The sequence below is a fragment of the Rhodococcus sp. D-46 genome (assembly GCF_011290655.1).
Lineage (GTDB): Bacteria > Actinomycetota > Actinomycetes > Mycobacteriales > Mycobacteriaceae > Rhodococcus_F > Rhodococcus_F qingshengii.
On sequence record NZ_JAANTF010000011.1, the window covers coordinates 36,673 to 55,394 of the forward strand.

16 protein-coding genes are annotated in these 18,722 nt (G+C 62.5%); 12 read left to right on the top strand and 4 right to left on the bottom strand.

Features of this window, described 5'->3' with window-relative positions; translation table 11 throughout:
• Positions 1–105 precede the first annotated feature (105 nt).
• Positions 106–930 (top strand): AraC family transcriptional regulator, encoded by an 825-nt coding sequence (locus G9U53_RS26550; RefSeq protein ID WP_063316779.1) that lies wholly within the window; start codon positions 106–108, stop codon positions 928–930.
• A gap of 43 nt (positions 931–973) precedes the next feature.
• On the opposite strand, the gene G9U53_RS26555 is transcribed toward G9U53_RS26550, so the two are convergent.
• Positions 974–2,731, bottom strand: a complete 1,758-nt coding sequence (locus G9U53_RS26555) for an ABC transporter ATP-binding protein (protein WP_081558216.1) — start codon at positions 2,729–2,731, stop codon at positions 974–976.
• Entirely contained in the window at positions 2,728–4,386 is a 1,659-nt protein-coding gene (locus G9U53_RS26560) for an ABC transporter ATP-binding protein (RefSeq protein WP_232329896.1), read from the bottom strand. Before G9U53_RS26560 ends, G9U53_RS26555 begins: the two co-directional genes overlap by 4 nt.
• 242 nt (positions 4,387–4,628) lie before the next feature.
• Between G9U53_RS26560 and G9U53_RS26565 the strand changes: the two genes are divergently transcribed.
• Genes G9U53_RS26565 through G9U53_RS26585 form a run of 5 tightly spaced genes read left to right on the top strand, consistent with a single transcriptional unit; the run spans position 4,629 to position 9,613 of the window.
• Positions 4,629–5,531, top strand: a complete 903-nt coding sequence (locus G9U53_RS26565) for a siderophore-interacting protein (protein ID WP_054780873.1) — start codon at positions 4,629–4,631, stop codon at positions 5,529–5,531.
• Positions 5,528–6,655 (top strand): Fe(3+)-siderophore ABC transporter permease, encoded by a 1,128-nt coding sequence (locus G9U53_RS26570; RefSeq protein ID WP_003946222.1) that lies wholly within the window; start codon positions 5,528–5,530, stop codon positions 6,653–6,655. Before G9U53_RS26565 ends, G9U53_RS26570 begins: the two co-directional genes overlap by 4 nt.
• Positions 6,652–7,701: an iron-enterobactin ABC transporter permease gene (gene fepG / locus G9U53_RS26575; protein WP_081558214.1), complete on the top strand. Its 1,050-nt coding sequence runs from the start codon at positions 6,652–6,654 to the stop codon at positions 7,699–7,701. Before G9U53_RS26570 ends, fepG begins: the two co-directional genes overlap by 4 nt.
• 23 nt (positions 7,702–7,724) lie before the next feature.
• Entirely contained in the window at positions 7,725–8,576 is an 852-nt protein-coding gene (locus tag G9U53_RS26580; protein ID WP_050794099.1) for an ABC transporter ATP-binding protein, read from the top strand.
• Positions 8,573–9,613 (top strand): ABC transporter substrate-binding protein, encoded by a 1,041-nt coding sequence (locus tag G9U53_RS26585; RefSeq protein WP_081558213.1) that lies wholly within the window; start codon positions 8,573–8,575, stop codon positions 9,611–9,613. The genes G9U53_RS26580 and G9U53_RS26585 overlap by 4 nt, the downstream gene beginning before the upstream one ends.
• A 1-nt stretch (position 9,614) precedes the next feature.
• Here the strand turns inward: G9U53_RS26585 and G9U53_RS26590 are convergent, their stop codons facing one another.
• Together G9U53_RS26590 and G9U53_RS26595 are read right to left on the bottom strand one after the other, a co-directional pair.
• Positions 9,615–10,589: an ABC transporter substrate-binding protein gene (locus G9U53_RS26590; RefSeq protein ID WP_165639597.1), complete on the bottom strand. Its 975-nt coding sequence runs from the start codon at positions 10,587–10,589 to the stop codon at positions 9,615–9,617.
• A gap of 71 nt (positions 10,590–10,660) precedes the next feature.
• Positions 10,661–11,299, bottom strand: a complete 639-nt coding sequence (locus tag G9U53_RS26595) for a TetR/AcrR family transcriptional regulator (protein ID WP_030536301.1) — start codon at positions 11,297–11,299, stop codon at positions 10,661–10,663.
• A gap of 84 nt (positions 11,300–11,383) precedes the next feature.
• Here G9U53_RS26595 and G9U53_RS26600 point away from each other — a divergent pair, with 84 nt between their 5' ends.
• The 6 genes from G9U53_RS26600 to G9U53_RS26625 all read left to right on the top strand — a co-directional run bounded on the left by G9U53_RS26600 (position 11,384) and on the right by G9U53_RS26625 (position 18,714).
• Positions 11,384–12,766: an MFS transporter gene (locus tag G9U53_RS26600; protein ID WP_047270341.1), complete on the top strand. Its 1,383-nt coding sequence runs from the start codon at positions 11,384–11,386 to the stop codon at positions 12,764–12,766.
• A gap of 55 nt (positions 12,767–12,821) precedes the next feature.
• Positions 12,822–13,814 carry an ABC transporter substrate-binding protein gene (locus G9U53_RS26605; protein WP_165639598.1) on the top strand — a complete coding sequence of 331 codons (993 nt, stop codon included), beginning with the start codon at positions 12,822–12,824 and terminating at the stop codon, positions 13,812–13,814.
• The gene (locus tag G9U53_RS26610) at positions 13,811–15,736 is read left to right on the top strand and encodes an ABC transporter ATP-binding protein (RefSeq protein ID WP_225320110.1); all 1,926 of its coding nucleotides are present in this window, start codon (positions 13,811–13,813) and stop codon (positions 15,734–15,736) included. Before G9U53_RS26605 ends, G9U53_RS26610 begins: the two co-directional genes overlap by 4 nt.
• Positions 15,733–17,469 carry an ABC transporter ATP-binding protein gene (locus G9U53_RS26615; protein ID WP_165639600.1) on the top strand — a complete coding sequence of 579 codons (1,737 nt, stop codon included), beginning with the start codon at positions 15,733–15,735 and terminating at the stop codon, positions 17,467–17,469. Before G9U53_RS26610 ends, G9U53_RS26615 begins: the two co-directional genes overlap by 4 nt.
• Before the next feature lie 5 nt (positions 17,470–17,474).
• A complete protein-coding gene (locus G9U53_RS26620; protein WP_234551786.1) occupies positions 17,475–18,116 on the top strand; it encodes a TetR/AcrR family transcriptional regulator in 642 nt (213 codons plus the stop codon).
• Positions 18,117–18,213: 97 nt separating this feature from the next.
• Positions 18,214–18,714 (top strand): nuclear transport factor 2 family protein, encoded by a 501-nt coding sequence (locus tag G9U53_RS26625; protein WP_003946235.1) that lies wholly within the window; start codon positions 18,214–18,216, stop codon positions 18,712–18,714.
• Positions 18,715–18,722: the final 8 nt, after the last annotated feature.

Sequence of the window (18,722 nt, forward strand, 5' to 3'; positions counted from 1 at the left end):
CAGTCACGATATCGGGGACCCTGGTATGTGTAACTCTGGGGTCACAGTCAACGATTTTCGGGTTCCTATTTAGGTATGCCTAACGAAAGTCCTATACTCGTCTTCATGACAGCTGTGGCAGAGAGAATTTCGGTGCCCGTGGGGCCGCGTTCCATCGATCACCCCTACTCGATGACAACGGTGACTCTGAAGCTCTCTCATCAGCGGCAGTGGGCCCCGCATCGTCATCCTGAACATGAGCTGATCTGGGGAAACTCCGGTGGAATGCTCACGGTTGTCGCTGACGGCATCACTTGGGAGGTGCCGCCTTCGGCCGGACTGTGGCTGCCTGCCGGGGCGTTGCATGCCGTGAAGGCCGGTCCGGGTACGGAGTTCTTCTGCACCTACTTCCGGCCCGAGGCTCACGAGGCGCCGTCGGGTGTTCCGGGCTTGTTCGGTGTCAGCGCTCTCCTGCGTGAGGTACTCCTGCACATGCATCGGCGGAACATGCCCGACGAGGCGCGCAGTCGCGCCGAGCGGGTGGCCTTCGACATGTTGCAGCCGCTCGAAGTTGCTGCGGTGGAGGTTCCGATGCCGACCGATCCGCGAGCGTTGTTCGTCGCCGAAGCGTTGGTCGCCAATCCGGCAGACCAGCGGTCGCTGTCCGAATGGGCGCTGACGGCTGGCGGTAGCGTCCGTACGCTGACGCGTGTGTTCGCGCAGGGCACTGGAATGACTTTTGCGCAGTGGCGAATTCAGGTACGTGTCCGCGCAGCATTGACGTATTTAGCTGCTGGAGTGCCGGTTTCGGTTGTCAGTAGGCGGGTCGGATACGAAACTCCGAGTGCCTTTGTCGCGGTGTTCCGCCGGGTCACCGGCCGCACACCCGGCAGCATGATGAACAAGCGGAGTGTGGCGCCCGAATCGGTGCCGTACCTTCTGCACGCATGAGTTGGGTTGCACCGGGCGGAAGTGCTCGGTGCAACCGTCGCGGTCAACTCCGCGGAGCGGACCACGCTTCCCACAGCTCCGCGTACCGACCCCCGAGGTTGACCAACTCGTCGTGAGAGCCGTGCTCGACGACGCGGCCGTGGTCCATCACCAGGATCTGATCGGCGTCGACGGCCTGTGAGAGTCGGTGTGCCACTGTGACAGCAGTGCGACCCCGGGTCAGAGCGAGAGCGGCATCGTCGAGGACCCTGGCTCCAGCGCTGCCCGCTTCGGCGGTCGCCTCGTCGAGAATCAGCAGCGGCGGATCCAGTAATTCGATTCTTGCCAACGCAAGTTGTTGGGCCTGTGTTGCGGTCAGCCGGTGTCCACCGTCTCCGACCACGGTTTCCAGTCCGTCCGGGAGAGCCCGCAGCCAATCCGACGCGCCGACGGTATCGAGCGCCGCGGTGATGTCGTTGTCGGTTGCCGACGGGTCGGCCAGCCGCAGATCCTCGGCCAACGTGCCGGCGAAGACGTGGACCTCCTGAGTCACGAGGGCCACCGCGCTCCGAGATATCGACGGTGGCAGTTCGTTCCGGGGCACCGTCCCGATCTTCACGACGCCTTCGGTCGGTTCGTAGGTTCCCGCGATCAGCTTTGCGACTGTAGATTTTCCGGCTCCGGTAGCGCCCACCAGTGCGGTGACGGTTCCTGTCGGAATGGTGATGTCGATGTCTCGCAGAACAGGAGCGTCGCCGCTTCGGTACGAGAATGTGACGCGTTCCAAAGAAGCTGAGCTGTCGACAGGTTCCTGCGGATCGGTCGGTGCAGATGGCACGGGCGCAAGCGTGACTCCGACCAGGCGAGCCAACGCTATTGTGCCTTCCTGCAATTCGTCGAACACACTGAGAACTGCGCCCACCGGATCGAAGAGGCGGTGGAAGAACAGGGCTGCGGCTGTGGCGGCACCGATGCTGATCTGCCCGTCTTTCACCAGCCAGAAGCCAGTGATCAGCACGGCGGACAGACCGATGAACTCCGCGATGTTGAGCCGGCCGAAGAACCTGGTGCGTAGACGCGTGGTCAACAAGCTCAGCCGGACGGCCGTCATCGATCGAGATTCGATCTGTTCGAGATGCGGCTGGGCCAGGCGAAGCGATCCGACGGTGTCGGAGTTGCTCAGCGAGTCCAGGAGCTGTTGCGCACGTGCACCTTCTGCCTCCCGCTCCTCGCGGTAGACCGGTGCCGACCTCGAGAGGTACCAACGCAGCGCCTGGATCTGGATGGGTGCCGCGATCACCGCGGCGACGGCGAATCTCCAATCGAGGCTACCCAATCCGATCAGGGTCAACACGATGGTCAGTGCCGCGGTGGCAAAAACCGGAAGTGCTTCGGATACGGCCCGGGTCACCAACCGCACGTCGCCGGTGATGCGGGAGACGAGATCTCCGCGCCCGGCCCGTTCGACGTCGCTCTGCGGAAGGTCGAGAACCCGGACGACGACTTCTTCGCGAAGGTCGGCGACAACGCGCTCGCCGACGCCGGCGAGCAGGTAGTTGCTCACTCCGACGAGAAGGGATGAGGCAACCGCGATGCCGACCAACGCGAGAGTCAATGTGCCGATGCGAGAGACAGCGTCGCCGTCTGCCTCGGTCACGGCGTCGACCATGGCGCCGAGGACCAGCGGTGTGAGCAGACCGATCGCGGTCGCGGCGGTCAGGGTGACGACTGCTGCGATCGCGGAAATTCGGTGGGGTCCCATCAACCGAAGTGCCGCGCGCCGCGCCTGTTTCGGTGTTGCGGTGGGGAGTAGTTCGTTCACAGCTCGATCACCCGATCGCAGATATCGAGCAGCACTGGGCTGCTGGTCAGAAGTACTGTGGCGTGCGCCCCGCGTACCTCGGCGATCCCGCGAGCAATGCGTGCTTCGGTGACGGAGTCGACGGCAGTGGTGGGATCGTGCAGGACTAAGACGGGAGCTTCGCTCGCCAGTGCCCTCGCCAACGCGATGCGCTGACGCTGACCGCCGGACAAAGAATTCCCTTGCTCGGTGACTCGGGTTGCGAGGCCGAGCGGCAGTGCCGAGATCACTTGATCTGCCGCAGCAGCGGCGATGGCCTCGTCGTTGCGGCTGCCGATCGGTGCGACGGCGTCGATGTTGTCGCCGACTGTGCCGATGAACAGTGCCGCGTCGTGCGGTGCTGCCAGAACGTGAGTGCGAAGTTCGTCGATGTGCAGCTCGTGAATGGCGTTGTCGCCGAGATGAATTGTTCCGCTCGAAGGCTCGATTCGACGCGCCAGTGCGTCGACCAACGCATCCGCCCATGCGGCATTCTCGGTGACGATGCCGATGATCTCGCCGCGTTTGACGTCGAGATCGACTGGTGACGCTCCGGCCAACACGACGTCGCGCAGCGTCAGGAACTCGGAGTGATTCAGGGACACAGGTTCACCCGCGGGAGTCACAGCCTCGGTGGTCCCGAGAAGTGCTGCGACGCGGTTGGCGGAAGCACGCGCCCGTGCCAGACCGGCGCCGAAGTAGATGATGTCGATCAACGGACCCCGAAGGAACTGTGCCAGACCAACCACGGCAACGAATTCACCGACCGAGATGCTCCCGGACGCTGCCATCCGTCCGCCCACGTACGCGATGACGGCGAGGAAAGCGCCGGCGATCGCAACGTTGGCGGCGGAGTACATCGCTTGGTATCTCTGTGCGCGAAGGGTTGCTTCCAACGAAGTCCGGCTGGCTCCCCGATACCGCTGCGCTGCAGCATCTCCGGCGCCGATTCCGGAAAGGATTCGGAGTCCGGAGAGTAGATCTGCGGCTAGCGCGCCGGCCTTGGCGCCCTGCCATTGATCGGTTTCGGCTCGGCGTTCGAGCGGCCGACTGACCACCTGCATGAGAGCCAGCACCGGGGGAGTGCCGAGGATGACGAGCAGGCCGAGTGGCACCGAGATCACCAGTAGCGAAATCGCGGCGGTCAGCACTCCGCAGGCGGCCGCAAGTTTGGTGCTCAGCGTGTGCGTGAATCCGGCCACCGAACCCGCGTCGGATGTTGCAATCGAGTAGACCTCGCCCGGCATACGCCGCGGCGACATGCCGTGCGGATCGAGGCTTCGGCGCGCGATGTCCATCCGCAAGCGATGTGCTCCGTGCTCGCTGACGGAATCGGAGATGCGCGCCGCGAAGCGCCAACTGAGCAACAAGCCGGTGAAGAGAATTCCGAGAACGAGGATCCACTTTCCGAGTGCGGCGGCATCGCTGGTCGCCACAGCACGGTCGATGACCGCACCGATCACCACCGGCACCAACGCTTCCGCGACCTGGTGGCCGGTGAAGCCGACGGACGCGGCCGCCAGCTTGGCTCCGCGACCTTCGGAAGCGATCGCGCGTGTGATTACCTGACGCGGCGTGATCGCCGGGCTGGTTGGGGGACCGTTTGTCTCGGCCGAAAGAAGTGGTGTCGAAGGCACTGGGTCCACGCTAGGGATCGTGGGCGGTAGTCAGAAGTCACACCGGTGCCAATACTTGTCGTGAACAGGCCATACGTATTGCGTTGGCCGAATTGCGATAGTAGTTGGCCCCGTTGCAGCGGAGAAGGCATCGACTCATCGACGACACTGCAATAAATTAAGGTCTACCTTACTTAGCACGGGTTAACTATGTCCGGAAGTCGGATGGATCCTCGTGTTCGGGTCCGGTTCATGTTCCATCGATGTTGGAGATTGTTGTGAGTCTTGTGTTCGGCGAGGTACTTCACAAGGAGTACGTGACCCCGGGAATGGTTCGTATCGTGTTCGGTGGGGAGGAGCTGACCGCCTTCGAAACCACCGGTACCGGTGACGAATACCTGCGCCTCCACTTCCCGGTCCCGGCTACAGGCAAGTTCGTTCTTCCGGCGGAAGATCCGGATGCACCGCGCGGTTGGCGATACCCGGAGGGAGAGGAACCGTCCCCGTGCCAGCCGTACACCGTGCGACGGTTCGATTCCGAAACCAGCCGCATGACGATCGACTTCGTCGTTCACGAGGGTGGTATCGCCAGCGACTGGGCACAGAAGGCCGAGATCGGTGACAAGTTGGCGATCGGCGAGTCTCGTGGCCTCTACGAGCCCCCGGCCGACGCACGCTGGCAGGTGTTCGTCGCCGACGCGACTGGACTCCCCGCACTCGGGCGCTTGATCGAACAGTTGCCCGCCGGGATGTCGGCCAAGGCGATCGTCGAGGTGGTGGACGAGTCTCACAAGCAGCAGATCACCTCGGACGCCGACGTCGAGTTCATTTGGCTGGTCGGCAGTGGCAACGGTGTTGCACCGTCGAAGTTGCCGGACGCGGTTCGCGCGATGAACTTGCCCACCGAACTCGGATACGTGTGGGTTGCAGGCGAGAGCACGATGCTCCGTGACATCCGCAAGTACCTTCGCCACGAACTGAAGTTGCCGGGTGAGCAGTACAAGGTCATCGGCTACTGGACGTACAAAGCCGAGGTGTGGAACGCGAAGTACGAGGCCCTCGACGAAAGTGTCCGCGCGGCACTCGATGCGGCCTGGGAATCGGACCGCGACGAGGAAGAGATCCGCGACGAGGTCGAGAAGACTCTAGAGAGCGCCGGCTTGTGACCGTTGGATTCGACAAGAGTGCTGTCGACAGCGGTGCGGCGGACAAGAGTGCAGTCGACAAACACACCGAAGAACTGATCGACGAGTCGCTGCACGAGAAGCAGAAGCAACCGGACGGGCTGGTATCGACCAACTCTCGTCGTATGGCGGGTCTTCTGGTGTGCCTGGTGGTGCTCGCCGCCGTGCTCCTGCTGAGTATCGCGGTGGGATCGAAGACCATTCCGTTCGGGACCGTGATCGACGCGCTGGTGAACTACGACGACTCGAACGATCACGTGATCATCCGTGACCTGCGACTACCGCGTACTCTGCTCGGTCTGATAGTCGGTATGGCACTGGGTGTGGCCGGTGGCCTCATCCAGGCGATGACACGAAATCCCTTGGCTGATCCAGGAATTCTCGGTGTCAATGCCGGCGCGGGCTTCGCGATGGTCGTTGCCGTCGCGGTCTTCGGCTTGACCAGCATCTGGTCGTACATATGGTTCGCTTTCCTCGGAGCGGTGATAGCCACGGCGATCGTCTACACGCTGGGCTCGATCGGTCGAGGTGGTGCGACGCCCATTCGGCTGACGCTTGCCGGTGTTGCCATCGGCTCCGTGCTCGGCGGCATCTCGTCCGGGATCACCTTGCTCAACCCGACCGCCTTCGACCAGATGCGCCAGTGGAATGCCGGCTCACTCAGCGGGCGTTCGTTGGAAATCGTTCTCGCCGTCGCACCGTTCATTCTCATCGGGCTCTTCCTGGCGCTCGCGTTGGCGCGCCAACTCAACGCGGTGGCCCTGGGTGACGATCTGGCACGTTCGCTCGGTGCCAACATCACTCGTACTCGCATCCTCGGTGTCATCGCGGTGACATTGCTGTGCGGCGCGGCGACAGCTGCGGCCGGGCCGATCGGATTCGTCGGTTTGATGGTTCCGCACGTCGCGAGATGGTTCGTCGGACCGGATCAGCGATGGATTCTCCCGTACACGTTGGTGTGCTCGCCGATTCTTCTTCTCTTCTCCGACGTCGTCGGCCGAATCGTGCTGCGCCCGGGTGAACTTCAGGTCGGCATCGTCACGGCCTTCATCGGCGCTCCGGTGCTGATCATGCTGGTGCGTCGAAGCAAGGTGAGCGGTCTGTGAGCATCGATTTCGGGCGCGCCACCACGGTGGTGCGCTCACCCAAAGAAGGCTGGTCCGCGCGGATCGACGTCCGCACGGTCACAGTCTGCCTCGTCCTCGTTGCGCTTGCATTGGCCATCGGTGTCATCGCGCTCGGTAGTGGTGACTACCAAGTGCCGATCGGGGACGTCCTCGGTGCACTGTTCGGCGAAGCCCCCGCGCGTATCCACATGGTCGTCGTGGAATGGCGTCTGCCCCGAGTTCTGTTGGCGCTGATGCTCGGTGCGGCGCTCGGTATGAGCGGTGCGATCTTCCAATCGCTGACCAGGAACCCGTTGGGTAGCCCGGACATCATCGGCTTCAACTCCGGTGCGTACACGGGCGCTCTGGTGGTCATCCTCCTCATCGGTGGTACTTACTACGAGATCGCAGTCGGTGCTCTGGTGGGCGGAATCGCCACCGCAGCAGTTGTTTATCTCCTTGCGTACAAGCGAGGTGTGCAGGGATTCCGGTTGATCATCGTCGGTATCGCCATCAGCGCGATGTTGGGCTCGGTCAACACCTGGATGATCCTCAAGGCGAAACTTGACGACGCCATGGCTGCCGCAGTGTGGGGTGCCGGTTCGTTGAACGGCCTCGGCTGGACTCAGGTGTGGCCGGTGGTCGTCGTGCTGGCCATCCTCGTTCCGCTGATCCTGGTGTTGGGCAGGCGGATGCAGATGCTCGAGATGGGCGACGACGCCGCCAAGGCGCTCGGCGTCCGGGCCGAACCCACGCGGCTTTCCCTGGTTGTTCTCGGCGTCGCCCTGACGGCCATGGTGACAGCAGCGGCCGGTCCCATCGGGTTCGTCTCTCTTGCGGCTCCGCAGTTGGTGAGGCGATTGACCGGTAGTGCCGGAGTGACCCTGCTGCCGTCGGCAGCAATGGGTGGCGCGTTGCTGGTGGTCAGCGACTGGGTGGCGCAGCGAGCTTTCGCGCCGACACAGTTGCCGGTCGGCGTCGTCACCGTCTCCATCGGTGGCATCTATTTCGTATGGCTTCTCGCGCGAGAGGCACGTAAGCAGTGATCGGTGAAGGAACGAGGAACAGCGTGAACGAGACAAGTACGGCCGCCGTCGTGGTCGAAAGGACGAATCGGCTTCGCGCCGAGGACGTCACGATCGGTTACGACAAGCGCGTCATCTCGGAACACCTCGACGTCGAAATCCCCGACGGTGGCTTCACCGTCATCGTCGGTCCCAATGCCTGCGGCAAGTCGACGCTTCTGCGTGCGCTGTCCCGGTTGCTCAAGCCGACCACCGGCAAGGTCCTTCTCGACGGTAAGGCGATCACGTCGTACCCGGCAAAGGAAGTTGCGAGGCGACTCGGGCTTCTGCCGCAGACGTCGATCGCGCCGGACGGAATCAAAGTCGCCGATCTGGTTGCGCGAGGGCGTTATCCGCACCAGAAGCTGATCCGCCAGTGGTCCCGAGAGGACGAGGCCGCCGTCATCAAGGCGATGGAGGCAACCAAGGTCACGGATCTGTCGGCCAGGCCGGTCGACGAACTGTCCGGTGGTCAGCGCCAACGTGTCTGGGTAGCTATGGTTCTCGCGCAGCAGACTCCGTTGGTGCTGCTGGACGAGCCGACGACGTTCCTCGACATCGCGCACCAGATCGAGCTGTTGGAGCTCTGCCGCGATCTGAACGAGAACGACGGACACACGCTGGTGGCGGTGCTTCACGATCTCAATCACGCGTGCCGCTACGGAACTCACATCATCGCGATGAAGGACGGCGCGGTGGTCGCCGAGGGTCCGCCCGCGGAGATCATCACCGAAGAACTGGTGCAGGAGGTGTTCGGCATGGCGTGCCGCATCATCGACGATCCGGTTTCCCACACACCGCTGGTCATTCCGCTGGGACGCGAGCGTCAGCGAAACATCGAAGGAGCAAAGGTATGACACTCGTCCTGGATGCGCAGGTTACCGACACGGAGTGGGCTCAGATCGTCGACCGCATTTCGCGACGCCGATTCTTCGGTGGCGCAGCTGGTGTGGCCGCAGCATTGGCGCTGAGCGCCTGCGGAAGCTCCGATGGCGAATCCGACTCTGCCAGTGACACTCTCTCGTACACGTGGGCCGAGTTCAGCGGCGACGTTCCGCGCGACCCGAAGCGTGTGGTGGTGCTCGACGGCCGCGTCGACCTCGAATTCGCGATGATGATGGACTACCCGATCGTCGGATCGGGCAACTTCTGGTTCCCCGACGCCAAGGCAGGATTCCAGTTTCCCGGCCGCACCATCGAGGACGCGAGCTTCGTCAACGTCGCCGGCGACTTCTCCACCAACTTCGAGGCTCTGCTCGCTCTCGAGCCCGATCTGATCGTCATCACTGCGATCGGATACACCAGTGACTGGTACGGCACCGAGCGCTTGTCTTCCATCGCGCCGCTGTTGGTCGTCGGCGACGACGTCGAACCGATTGCCGGGCACCCGGTCGACTGGCGAGGTGCTCTGATGGCGCAGGCGAGCCAGCTCGACCGGGTGACGATCGCCGAGGCTTCCATTGCGGAGTACGACGACAAGCTCGCGAGACTGCGACCGATGTTGCAGGAGAAGCTGGGCGGAAAGAAGATCGTGTTCGGCGTTCAGACGCCGACGGGCTTCCTTGTGCATCAGCGGAATCTGCGAATCAGTGTTGCACTCGATGCCGGCCTGGACGTGCTTTTCCGTGACGACGACAATGCAGAGAACTCGTTCGAGTTGTCGTTCGAGCAACTCGACACCTTGGCTCCGGCGGATGTGATCATCGCCCAAGCACGCGATCAGGAAGCGCTCGACGCGATCAAGTCGCAGCCGACGTGGCAGCGGTTGCCTGCAGTTCAAGCGGGCAACGTGTTGACCAGCGACGCGCGATACAACCAAGGATTTGCGCTCACCGCGGCCATCTTCCTCGACGTTCTCGAGGAAGCGGCCGGACGAATCACTGCTGGGCAGTAATTCAGGCGACGTTGCGGGCCTGGTCGAGTAGTTGTGCAACCTGCTCGAACCAGGCGCCGTAATTGGCGTAGGTGTTGGGACGCTTGTCGTCGAAGTCGATCACCTGGTTCGCGGTCACCGCGGGCAGCTTGACGAACACAGGTGATGCCGCGAATGCCTCTGCCGACTCCGCGAACTGGAACACGATGTCCGCCGGATAATCCGGTACCTGTTCCCAGCTGAGATCGGCCCAGCCCTTGTCGCCTCCCGGACCGGTGAACTTCACGCCCAGTTCCTTAAGGTACCCGAACTGAGCGAGCGCCGTTGTGCCTGCGTACAACTCGGAGCTGTCACCGTTCAGGGCGAGGACTTCGATGTCGTCGACCTTGGCCGCAGCAGTTCGGATGCGCTCCGCACCGGATTCGAATGCTTCCTTGCCCTCGCGTGCTGCGGCTGTGTCGGTGTTCCCGCCGAGTGCTTCGGCGAGTGAGGCGTACTCGTTCAACACGTCCGGTGTCGAGGCTCCGGAGAACTTGACGCCGACAAACGGTGCAACATTGTTGACGGTCTTGCCCATCGGCTCGTCCCACCAAGTCCATCGTGTCGGGTCGTCGCTGTTGCCGTACCCGATGACCAGGTCTGGGTCCAGCGCCGCAAGAGCTTCCGCGCTGAGTTCACCTTCACGGCCGACGACGGTCATCGTCGACTCGTCAGCGCGATCGGTGACGTCTGGATTGCCGACGCCGTAACCAAAGATGCCGACCGGCCGAATGCCGTAGTCCCACAGAGCCGCAGCGGAGTACGCGTCGACGACGATCCGCTCCGGGGCGTGGTCGAGGGTGATCGTGTTTCCGTATCCCGTTGTGTAACTCCAGGACTGGTCGGCAGACCTGGTCTCGGTAGAGGGCGCTGCGTCACTACTTCCGCAACCGGCGAGTAGGAGTGTGGCGACGACGGGCAGTGCGGCGAAGCCGGCGAGCCGGCGATTGATTTTCATGAGAACCTTCCGAACATGGCTAACTAAGCTAGGTAAGCCTAACCTGACATGTCATTCGGTTGTTCTCGGGGTCAGTTGCCCTGCCACATCTGAAGCCATTCGCTCCAGGACGGGGGAGTGATCGTTGGTCGAGGTGTTCCGCCACGAAGTCCGTCGAGCATGAAGTCGAGATAGCGCGTGTGTATTTCGGTGGCTCGATCACCCTCGATCGGCAGAGTCGGCCGCAGATGCACTGTCATGAGCATGACGTCAGCAGCAGTGAAGTCGGGCGGGACTTCGCGAGCGTCGATGCAGACGTCGACCATCGATTGCAGTGCGGCCTCCAATTCTTCGGCGGCACGAGTGACTTCGGCGTGTTCAGGTAACTTGCCGCCGAGGACCGGAATGAGCGGTCCCACTGATTCGGTGAGATATCGCGAGAAGAACGTCTTCAATACGGCTTCATCGGTTTTCGCGGTGCTCATGCACTCTCGGGCGAGGGTGGCGAGGTGGTCGATCGCCCAGACGCGCAGGGATTGCGCCAGTTCCTCCTTGCCTCGGTATCGGCGATAGATGCTGCCTACTCCCACTCCGGCCCGGGTGGCAATTGCCGATACCGGTGCATTCCAACCCTGTTCGGCAAAAATCTCGCGCGCTGCTCGCAGTACGGTGACGTCGTTGTCTGCGGCTTCTCGGGCGCGTCCGGGGAGGCTCGCATTCTCTTTCGCCATTCCCACAGGCTAGCAATGCATGGTTTACTCAATCGGAACGGAGTGTTCCGTTCCGATTCGATTCATGATTGGAGGAAGGTGTCGATGACAACCTTGGCGGAGGCGCCCACGCGATCCGGGAGCCGGGTGATCGCCGCGCTTGCGGGGGCGGTACTCGTCTACTCGCTCATGCAGACCATGCTGGTACCGGCGTTGCCGGTGTTGGGTGAGCATTTCGACACGTCCGTGGCGGTGACCGGCTGGATCCTGACGGCGTACCTGTTGGCGGCCGCGGTGATGGCTCCGATAGTCGGCGCGATGGGTGACCGATTCGGCGACAAGCGAGTCCTGGTGATCGTCCTGATCATCTTCGCTCTCGCGACATTTGCCGCGGCAGCCGCCCCGAATATCGGGGTGCTGCTTGTCGTTCGAGCTGTCCAGGGAGTGAGCATGGCGAGCTTCCCGCTTGCGATGGCAGTACTGCGGAGAACGGTAGTAGGTCCCGAGTTGTCTTCAGGGATAGGTTGGCTCGCTGGGACTTTGGGAATCGGTGCCGGAAGTGCACTGGTGATCGGCGGTGTCATCCTCGAGTATCTCAGTTGGCAGTGGTTGTTCGTGATCACCGGGATCTTGATCGTGCTCGCATTGGTCGCAGTGGTGGCCGTGGTTCCGGGCTCGCATCGCCGCCCGGGTATGCCGACGGACTGGGCCGGTGCCGGCGCTCTGGCGTTCGGATTGGTGAGCCTGCTATTGGCGATCACGAAAGCCTCCGACTGGGGAGTTTTGTCGCTCGGATTCTGGGGTCTGGTGGTAGTCGCGTTCGTTTCGTTCGCGACACTGATTGCCGTCGATTCCCGCCACGACGCGCCGATCGTCGACATGCGAGTTTTTCGGGACAAGCCGATGATGATCACCAGCGCACTCACCCTGGTGTTCGGGTTCGTGCCGTACATTTTCTATCTCTGTCTGCCGCGGATCCTCCAGGCGCCGGAAACGTCCACGTATGGAAGCGGATTCACCGTTGTGCAGACCGGCTTGGCGCTCTTGCCCGCCGCTGTCCTCGTCTTTCTCGGTGGCCGCTTGACGCCGGCTCTCGCGCGGCGATTCGGGCCGCGGGTGCCCGCTGTCATAGCGCTGGCCCTCATGGCGGCGGGCGCAGTCGGACTCGCGATCTGGCCGAGTTCGGTGGTTGCGATCGTGGCGTTCTTTTCCCTCGTCGGATTGGGGAACGGCGTGGGGTTCGCGGTCTGTGCTCTGTTGGTTGCCTCGATCGTCCCGCCATCGGAAATGGCAGCAGCCAGTGGAGTCAACAGTGTGATCAGAACCGTCGGTTCGGCGGTGGGCGCCCCGGTGACCACAGCGGTCCTGGCGATCGGCATTTCCGGCGACTCGTTCGCGCTGGCGTTCGTGATGGGTGCCGTCATCAGTGTTGTCGCCTGTCTGCCGGCGATTGCACTTCCAGCGACGAGGACTGCACAAAAGGCGTGACTTATTGTAGGCTCCCCTAATCGAGACAGCGTGTAACTAAAGCGGGGAGAGAAGGATGCGGCAGCAGTGGGGCCTGCGAGCAACGGCACTCGCAGCGACAGCAACGGCGCTTGTCGGTTGCTCCGTGGGCGGCGATGACGCAGACGCATCGGAAACAGGCGAGTCGTCGGCCGTACCTGCACCTCAGAAACTGCTCGCACTGGACGAGTTCGCAGCGCTCAACGCACTCACGCTCGGGGTCAAGCCCGATACGGTCTTCGCCACGCTGCAGTCGCAGGCGGCGAAGGAGATATTGCAGAGTGAGGGGATCGAGGTCGTCGACAAACCGACGTTCTTCCAATCACCAGATGCGGAGCAGATCGCGGCCGTTCATCCTGACCGAATCCTGCTCAGTGATGTCGGCTCGTTGACGTCGATCACCGTGCGGGCCAACGAGATTGCCCCGACGACGGTGCTCGCCTATGCGGCGCCGTGGCGCGAAGTTCTGAATACCGCGGCGACTGCACTGGGTCGAGAGTCCGAAGCTCGCGAAATCGTGTCGAGGCTCGAGGCCAAATTTGCCGAAGTATCCGGAACGGTCGAGGCGCAACCGCAGACACTGTCAGTGCTGGTGGGATTCTCCGGCGGCATCTACACCGTCATCCCACAGTCGCCGATGTCCTCGATCATCGAGGAAGCCGGTTTCGGGCGCCCGCAAGCCGAACTCGACGCGAAGATCGGCCCCAACACAGGTGTTGCCACGTCTTCGGTGTCAGGCGAGGAGGTCGGACAGCACGCGGCGGACGCGATGGTCGTGACCTCGGGCAACATCTACGACGGCGCTCTAGTTCACGCAAATCCACTGTTCAACGAGATCTCCGCAGTGAAGGCCGGACGCACAGTGGACGTGAGCGGTGAACTTTGTTTCGGCAGTTATCCTTTCGCGGTCTACTGGATCCTCGAAGACCTCGAGGCTCTTGCCGATCTCACTCTCACCGGCGCGGAACTCCAAGGCCGCATCGCATCCGACGCCGACGCAGTAACCCGATGGAAGGCGTTCTCGAAATGACGACGACACAGGCTACGAAAGCAGACATTTCATCTGAAGAGGCCGACGCATCACAAGGAGCGACGGCCGAAGCCTCGCAAGCCAAAGCTGAAGCGGCGGCGCACAAGAGCGCGCTTCGCGAACTCCTTGCGCCAGTTCGTACACGGACCACCATCGCGATGGTGATGCAGGTGATCGCCGCGGTCGCGGCCATCGTGCCGTACGTGGCCATCGCCGAGTTGGGTAAGACGCTGATCGTGGGCGGTGACATCGACTCGTCTCGCGTCTGGACGATCGTGTGGGTGGTCGTCTTCGGTCTGGGTATGCGCGCGTTCTTCGGAGGCGGTGCATTGATCGTGACGCACTTCGCCGATGTCAATCTTCAAGCTGTGCTTCGGCGTCGAATCGCAGCGACACTCGGTCGACTTCCACTGGGCTGGTTCACCTCCCACTCGTCCGGAACCGTGCGAAAAGCCGCGCAGAACGACATCTCCGATCTCCACTACCTGGTTGCGCACAGCGCCGTCGAGACCACCGGCGCCATTGCGGTGCCGCTCGTCGGGCTCGGCTACGTGATCTCGATCGACTGGCGTCTGGGACTGGTCGCGATTGCCACCCTCCCGATCTACATGATCGCCTACGCGATGATGACCAAGGACATGGCCGTCAAGTTGAGCCGGATGAATGAGGGCATCGCGGCCATCAGCAACACCATCGTCGAGTTCGTCACCGGCATCGCAGTGGTCAAGACCTTCGGTCAGGACAAGCAGTCACATTCTCGATACCGCGACGCTGCCAAGGCGTTTGCCGTCTCGTACGAGGGCTGGGTTCGCCCGATGCTCCGGACCGAGGCGCTGGCCTCGATTGCGTTGAGCGCACCGGTTGTGCTGGTGGTCAACCTTGGCCTCGGCTCGTGGTTCGTTCACTCCGGATGGGTGTCACCCATCGATGTGCTGACCAGTTCTCTTGTCGCGATGGTGATTCCGGTGTCGCTGACGACCATCGGTTTCGGTATGCAGGCACGCCGTGAGGCAGCCGCCGCTGCGGCGCGACTGATCGCGCTGTTCGCAACCGACGCTCTGCCGGAAACCGATCATCCGAAAAAGCCTGTGGGGAACGAAGTTCGATTCTCCGGAGTTTCCTTTGCATACGACGACGGCGCCGACGTTCTGACCGGCATCGATCTGACGCTGCCGGAGGGCACGGTGACGGCGTTGGTCGGACCTTCGGGTTCGGGTAAGTCGACGCTGGCGACGTTGGTTCCGAGGTTCCACGACGTGCGTGCCGGATCCGTGGCCATCGGTGGTGTCGACGTCAGGGAAGTCGCTACCGACGAGCTGTACCGCCACGTCGGATTCGTTCTGCAGGACGTGCAGCTGGTCGAAGCGACCGTGCTCGACAACATTCGGCTTGCCCGACCGCAGGCGACTTCGGCCGAGGTGAAGGCCGCTGCCGCAGCCGCGCAGATCGACACCCGAATCGAAGCGCTCCCGAGGGGGTACGACTCGGTGGTCGGGGTCGACGCCAGATTCTCGGGTGGTGAAGCCCAAAGAGTCTCCATCGCGCGTGCGATTCTCGCGGACACTCCTGTTCTCGTGCTCGACGAGGCAACCGCGTTCGCCGACCCGGAGTCCGAAGCCGATATCCAAGAAGCGCTGTCGCGTTTGACGGTGGGGCGCACCGTGCTGGTGATCGCGCACCGGTTGGCTTCGATCGTGAGTGCCGATCAGATCGTGGTCCTCGACGCCGGACGGATCGTGGAGAAGGGCACGCACGATCAGCTTGTGGCGAGTGGTTCAACCTATGCGCGGATGTGGGCGAGTCACAGTCGGGCCGACTCGATTGAACACAGTCGGGCCGACTCGATTGAACACAGTCGGGCCGACTCGATTGAACGCAACACCGCAGGTAAGTCTGACGCAGCAGGAAAGGCCAACTCATGATTCGCGACCTCTTCCGGATACTCGGCCCGCAGAATCAGGGCCGATATCGCGAGTTCCTGGTGTGGGCAGTGTTGTACGGCGTGATGCAGGGTTTGGCAGTGGCGCTTCTGGTCCCTGCGGTGCAGGCACTGTTCGATCAGAACTGGGGCAGTTTCGTTCGGTGGCTCGCCGCCATGGCCGTATGCGCTGTGATCAGTTCGATTGCGCACTACCTGCAGGCGATGAAGGGCTTCGAGTCGGCCCTCACTCTGCTGCGGACGATGCATCTGCGCCTGGGAGATCATCTCGTCACTCTGCCGCTCGGCTGGTTCGGCGCCGGCCGACTCGGGCAGGTGTCGCAGGTTGCCAGCAAGGGCACCATCTCGGTGATGGGGGCCGCTGCGCACCTGATGACACCGATCATCTCCGGAATTGCCAGCCCGGCAACCATTGTCGTGTGCATGTTGTTCTTCGACTGGCGGCTCGGGCTCGCGCTGGTAATCAGCGTTCCGATTCTCTTCGCGGCAGCACGATTTGCCTCGACGATGACTGCCAAGGCCGACGATCGGGCCCATGCAGCGGCCGTCGAATCGAACAATCGAGTGCTCGAATACGCGCGTTACCAACCGGTCCTGCGTGCTTTCGGACGCACCCACGGGGTGTACGAACCGCTCGACGACGCGATCGAAGCGCAACACACTGCGGGTCGTTCACAACTGTGGTTCGTGGTGATCGGGTCCGTGGTCAACGGGATCGCCCTGCAATTCGTGTTCTCTGCCGTGATCATCTTGGGCGCGTTCCTCGCGCTCGGCGGCGACATCGATCCGGTCACGTTGATCGCGCTACTCGGACTGACCGCACGGTTCATCCAGCCGCTGGGTGAGATCGGCGAGTTCGGCGGTGCAATCAGAATGGCACGCAATGAAATCCGGCGAATGTCCGAGATCCTCGAAGTTGAACCAATGGTCGAACCCGATACCAGCGGGACGGCGACGGGGGAGACGGCAGTGCAGTTCGACGCCGTCGACTTCGGATACGCGGACGGTGGGCAGGTTCTGCGAAACATCTCCTTCGACGTGCCACGGAAGTCGTTGACGGCGTTGGTCGGTTCGTCAGGGTCCGGCAAAACCACCGTCACTCGGTTGATCTCGCGCTTCTACGACGTCGACTCCGGTGTGGTGCGTGTCGGCGGCGTCGACGTGCGGGACCTCACGAGTGCCGACCTGATGTCGCAGCTGTCTCTGGTCTTCCAGGACGTGTACCTCTTCGACGACACGTTGATCGCGAACATCCGCCTCGGCCGCCCCGAAGCCACGGACGAAGAAGTCTTCGACGTGGCTCGGATCGCGGGCGTCGCGGAAATCGTCGAGCGGCTTCCGCGGGGTTGGGACACCCGTGTCGGTGAGGGCGGGACGGCACTGTCCGGTGGAGAGCGGCAGCGGGTCTCCATTGCACGCGCACTCCTCAAACGCGCACCTGTCGTTCTGCTCGACGAGGCGACGGCCGCGCTCGATCCCGAGAACGAGGCACACGTTCAACGTGCGATGCAAGAACTCGCCAGGGAAAGCACACTGCTCGTGATCGCTCACAAACTGTCGACCGTCGTGGCCGCAGATCAGATCATCGTGCTCGGTGACGACGGTTCGATCGTCGAAGTGGGCACCCACGAAGTCCTGCTCGCAGCCGGTGGGAACTACGCCGCGTTCTGGAATCAGCGCCACCGTGCGTCGGGATGGCGGTTGGTGGCAAGCTGAGCAGAATGCAGACCGGAAAGAAGACGGGGCGGCCGCCGACGTTGTCGACAGTGGACATCGTCGAGGCCGCCCTCGCCGGTGATCTGAGTGAACTGACCATGCCGAGCGTGGCAAAGCGGCTGGGCGTCAGTCATTCTGCACTTTATCGCTACTTCGCAGACCGCGAAGCGCTGCTGCGTGCCTGCTCGGATCATGTTGTGCGTCAGACTGTATGGCCCGATTCGAATCGTCCGTGGCGCGAATTCCTGAAGGATTTCTGCGACGTTCTGTGGTCCTCGTTCGAGCGCTATCCAGGTCTGGCCCAGGTCGGTCTCGCAGTTCCGGGCACGCCGCCGGCGATAATCGAGATCGTGGAGAAACTGGTCGGTTCGCTGACTGCGCAAGGCTTCACACCCCACGATGCGATATTGGCGGTGGACTTCATCTCCGAGGTGACGATGACGCAGTTCGCAATGATGGCGGCGATGGACAAGACCGTCAGCTCCGCCGATTCACGTTCCGCGCGACAGGCGTATCAGGAAAGTTGGAATGCATCGGAGTCGTTGATCGAGGGAATCGGCGACGAATCGACGTGGCACGGGCGAGGTTGGTTGGACGAGAAGATCACGATCATGCTCGACGGCCTGGAAAAGCGTGTTATCGGCTGACATTTCTACTAGCTTTGAGAGTAATGCCCGTTTCGGCGTGATACAGGCTAATGTGCACACATAGGACGGGTGGTTGCTGCACCGGGAGGCGGGGATCATGGATCTCGAAGCGATTGTTCTCATCCAAAGACTCAAGTACCGATACGCACGCGCCTTGGACACCAAATCGTGGGTCGAATTCGCCGACACTCTGACCGTCGACGCCACCGCGATCTACGGAGAACAACTCAGTTTCGATTCCCGAGATTCGTTCGTCTCCTTCCTCGAGAACACTCTCGGATCACACATCATCACCGAACATCAGTGCGGGCAACCCGAGATCGACGTCGACGGAGACACCGCAACCGGGATCTGGTGCCTCGCGGACACAGTGGTAATCCCCGAAGACGGCATGCTGCTTCGCGGATCGGCCTTCTATCACGACAGATACACCCGCTGCAGCGACGGTGAATGGCGAATCTCCCACACGAGCTACGAGCGGACCTGGGAATCGGTGGTGGCGCTCGCCGACATGCCGAGTTTCCGATTGACGTCCAACAAGTGGGCGCTGCTGCAGCAACCGTCGTTCGGCGACTCGGTCGTTCGCAACGTCTCCTGAGGCCACCC

Excerpts from the sequence above, each read along its gene's own strand:
- G9U53_RS26610 (WP_225320110.1), top strand. The coding sequence starts at position 13,811 with ATGACGACGACACAGGCTACGAAAGCAGACATTTCATCTGAAGAGGCC.
- G9U53_RS26625 (WP_003946235.1), top strand. The coding sequence starts at position 18,214 with ATGGATCTCGAAGCGATTGTTCTCATCCAAAGACTCAAGTACCGATAC.
- G9U53_RS26600 (WP_047270341.1), top strand. The coding sequence starts at position 11,384 with ATGACAACCTTGGCGGAGGCGCCCACGCGATCCGGGAGCCGGGTGATC.
- G9U53_RS26550 (WP_063316779.1), top strand. The coding sequence starts at position 106 with ATGACAGCTGTGGCAGAGAGAATTTCGGTGCCCGTGGGGCCGCGTTCC.
- G9U53_RS26615 (WP_165639600.1), top strand. The coding sequence starts at position 15,733 with ATGATTCGCGACCTCTTCCGGATACTCGGCCCGCAGAATCAGGGCCGA.
- G9U53_RS26605 (WP_165639598.1), top strand. The coding sequence starts at position 12,822 with ATGCGGCAGCAGTGGGGCCTGCGAGCAACGGCACTCGCAGCGACAGCA.
- G9U53_RS26585 (WP_081558213.1), top strand. The coding sequence starts at position 8,573 with ATGACACTCGTCCTGGATGCGCAGGTTACCGACACGGAGTGGGCTCAG.
- G9U53_RS26565 (WP_054780873.1), top strand. The coding sequence starts at position 4,629 with ATGTTGGAGATTGTTGTGAGTCTTGTGTTCGGCGAGGTACTTCACAAG.
- G9U53_RS26620 (WP_234551786.1), top strand. The coding sequence starts at position 17,475 with ATGCAGACCGGAAAGAAGACGGGGCGGCCGCCGACGTTGTCGACAGTG.
- G9U53_RS26590 (WP_165639597.1), bottom strand. The coding sequence starts at position 10,589 with ATGAAAATCAATCGCCGGCTCGCCGGCTTCGCCGCACTGCCCGTCGTC.
- G9U53_RS26595 (WP_030536301.1), bottom strand. The coding sequence starts at position 11,299 with ATGGCGAAAGAGAATGCGAGCCTCCCCGGACGCGCCCGAGAAGCCGCA.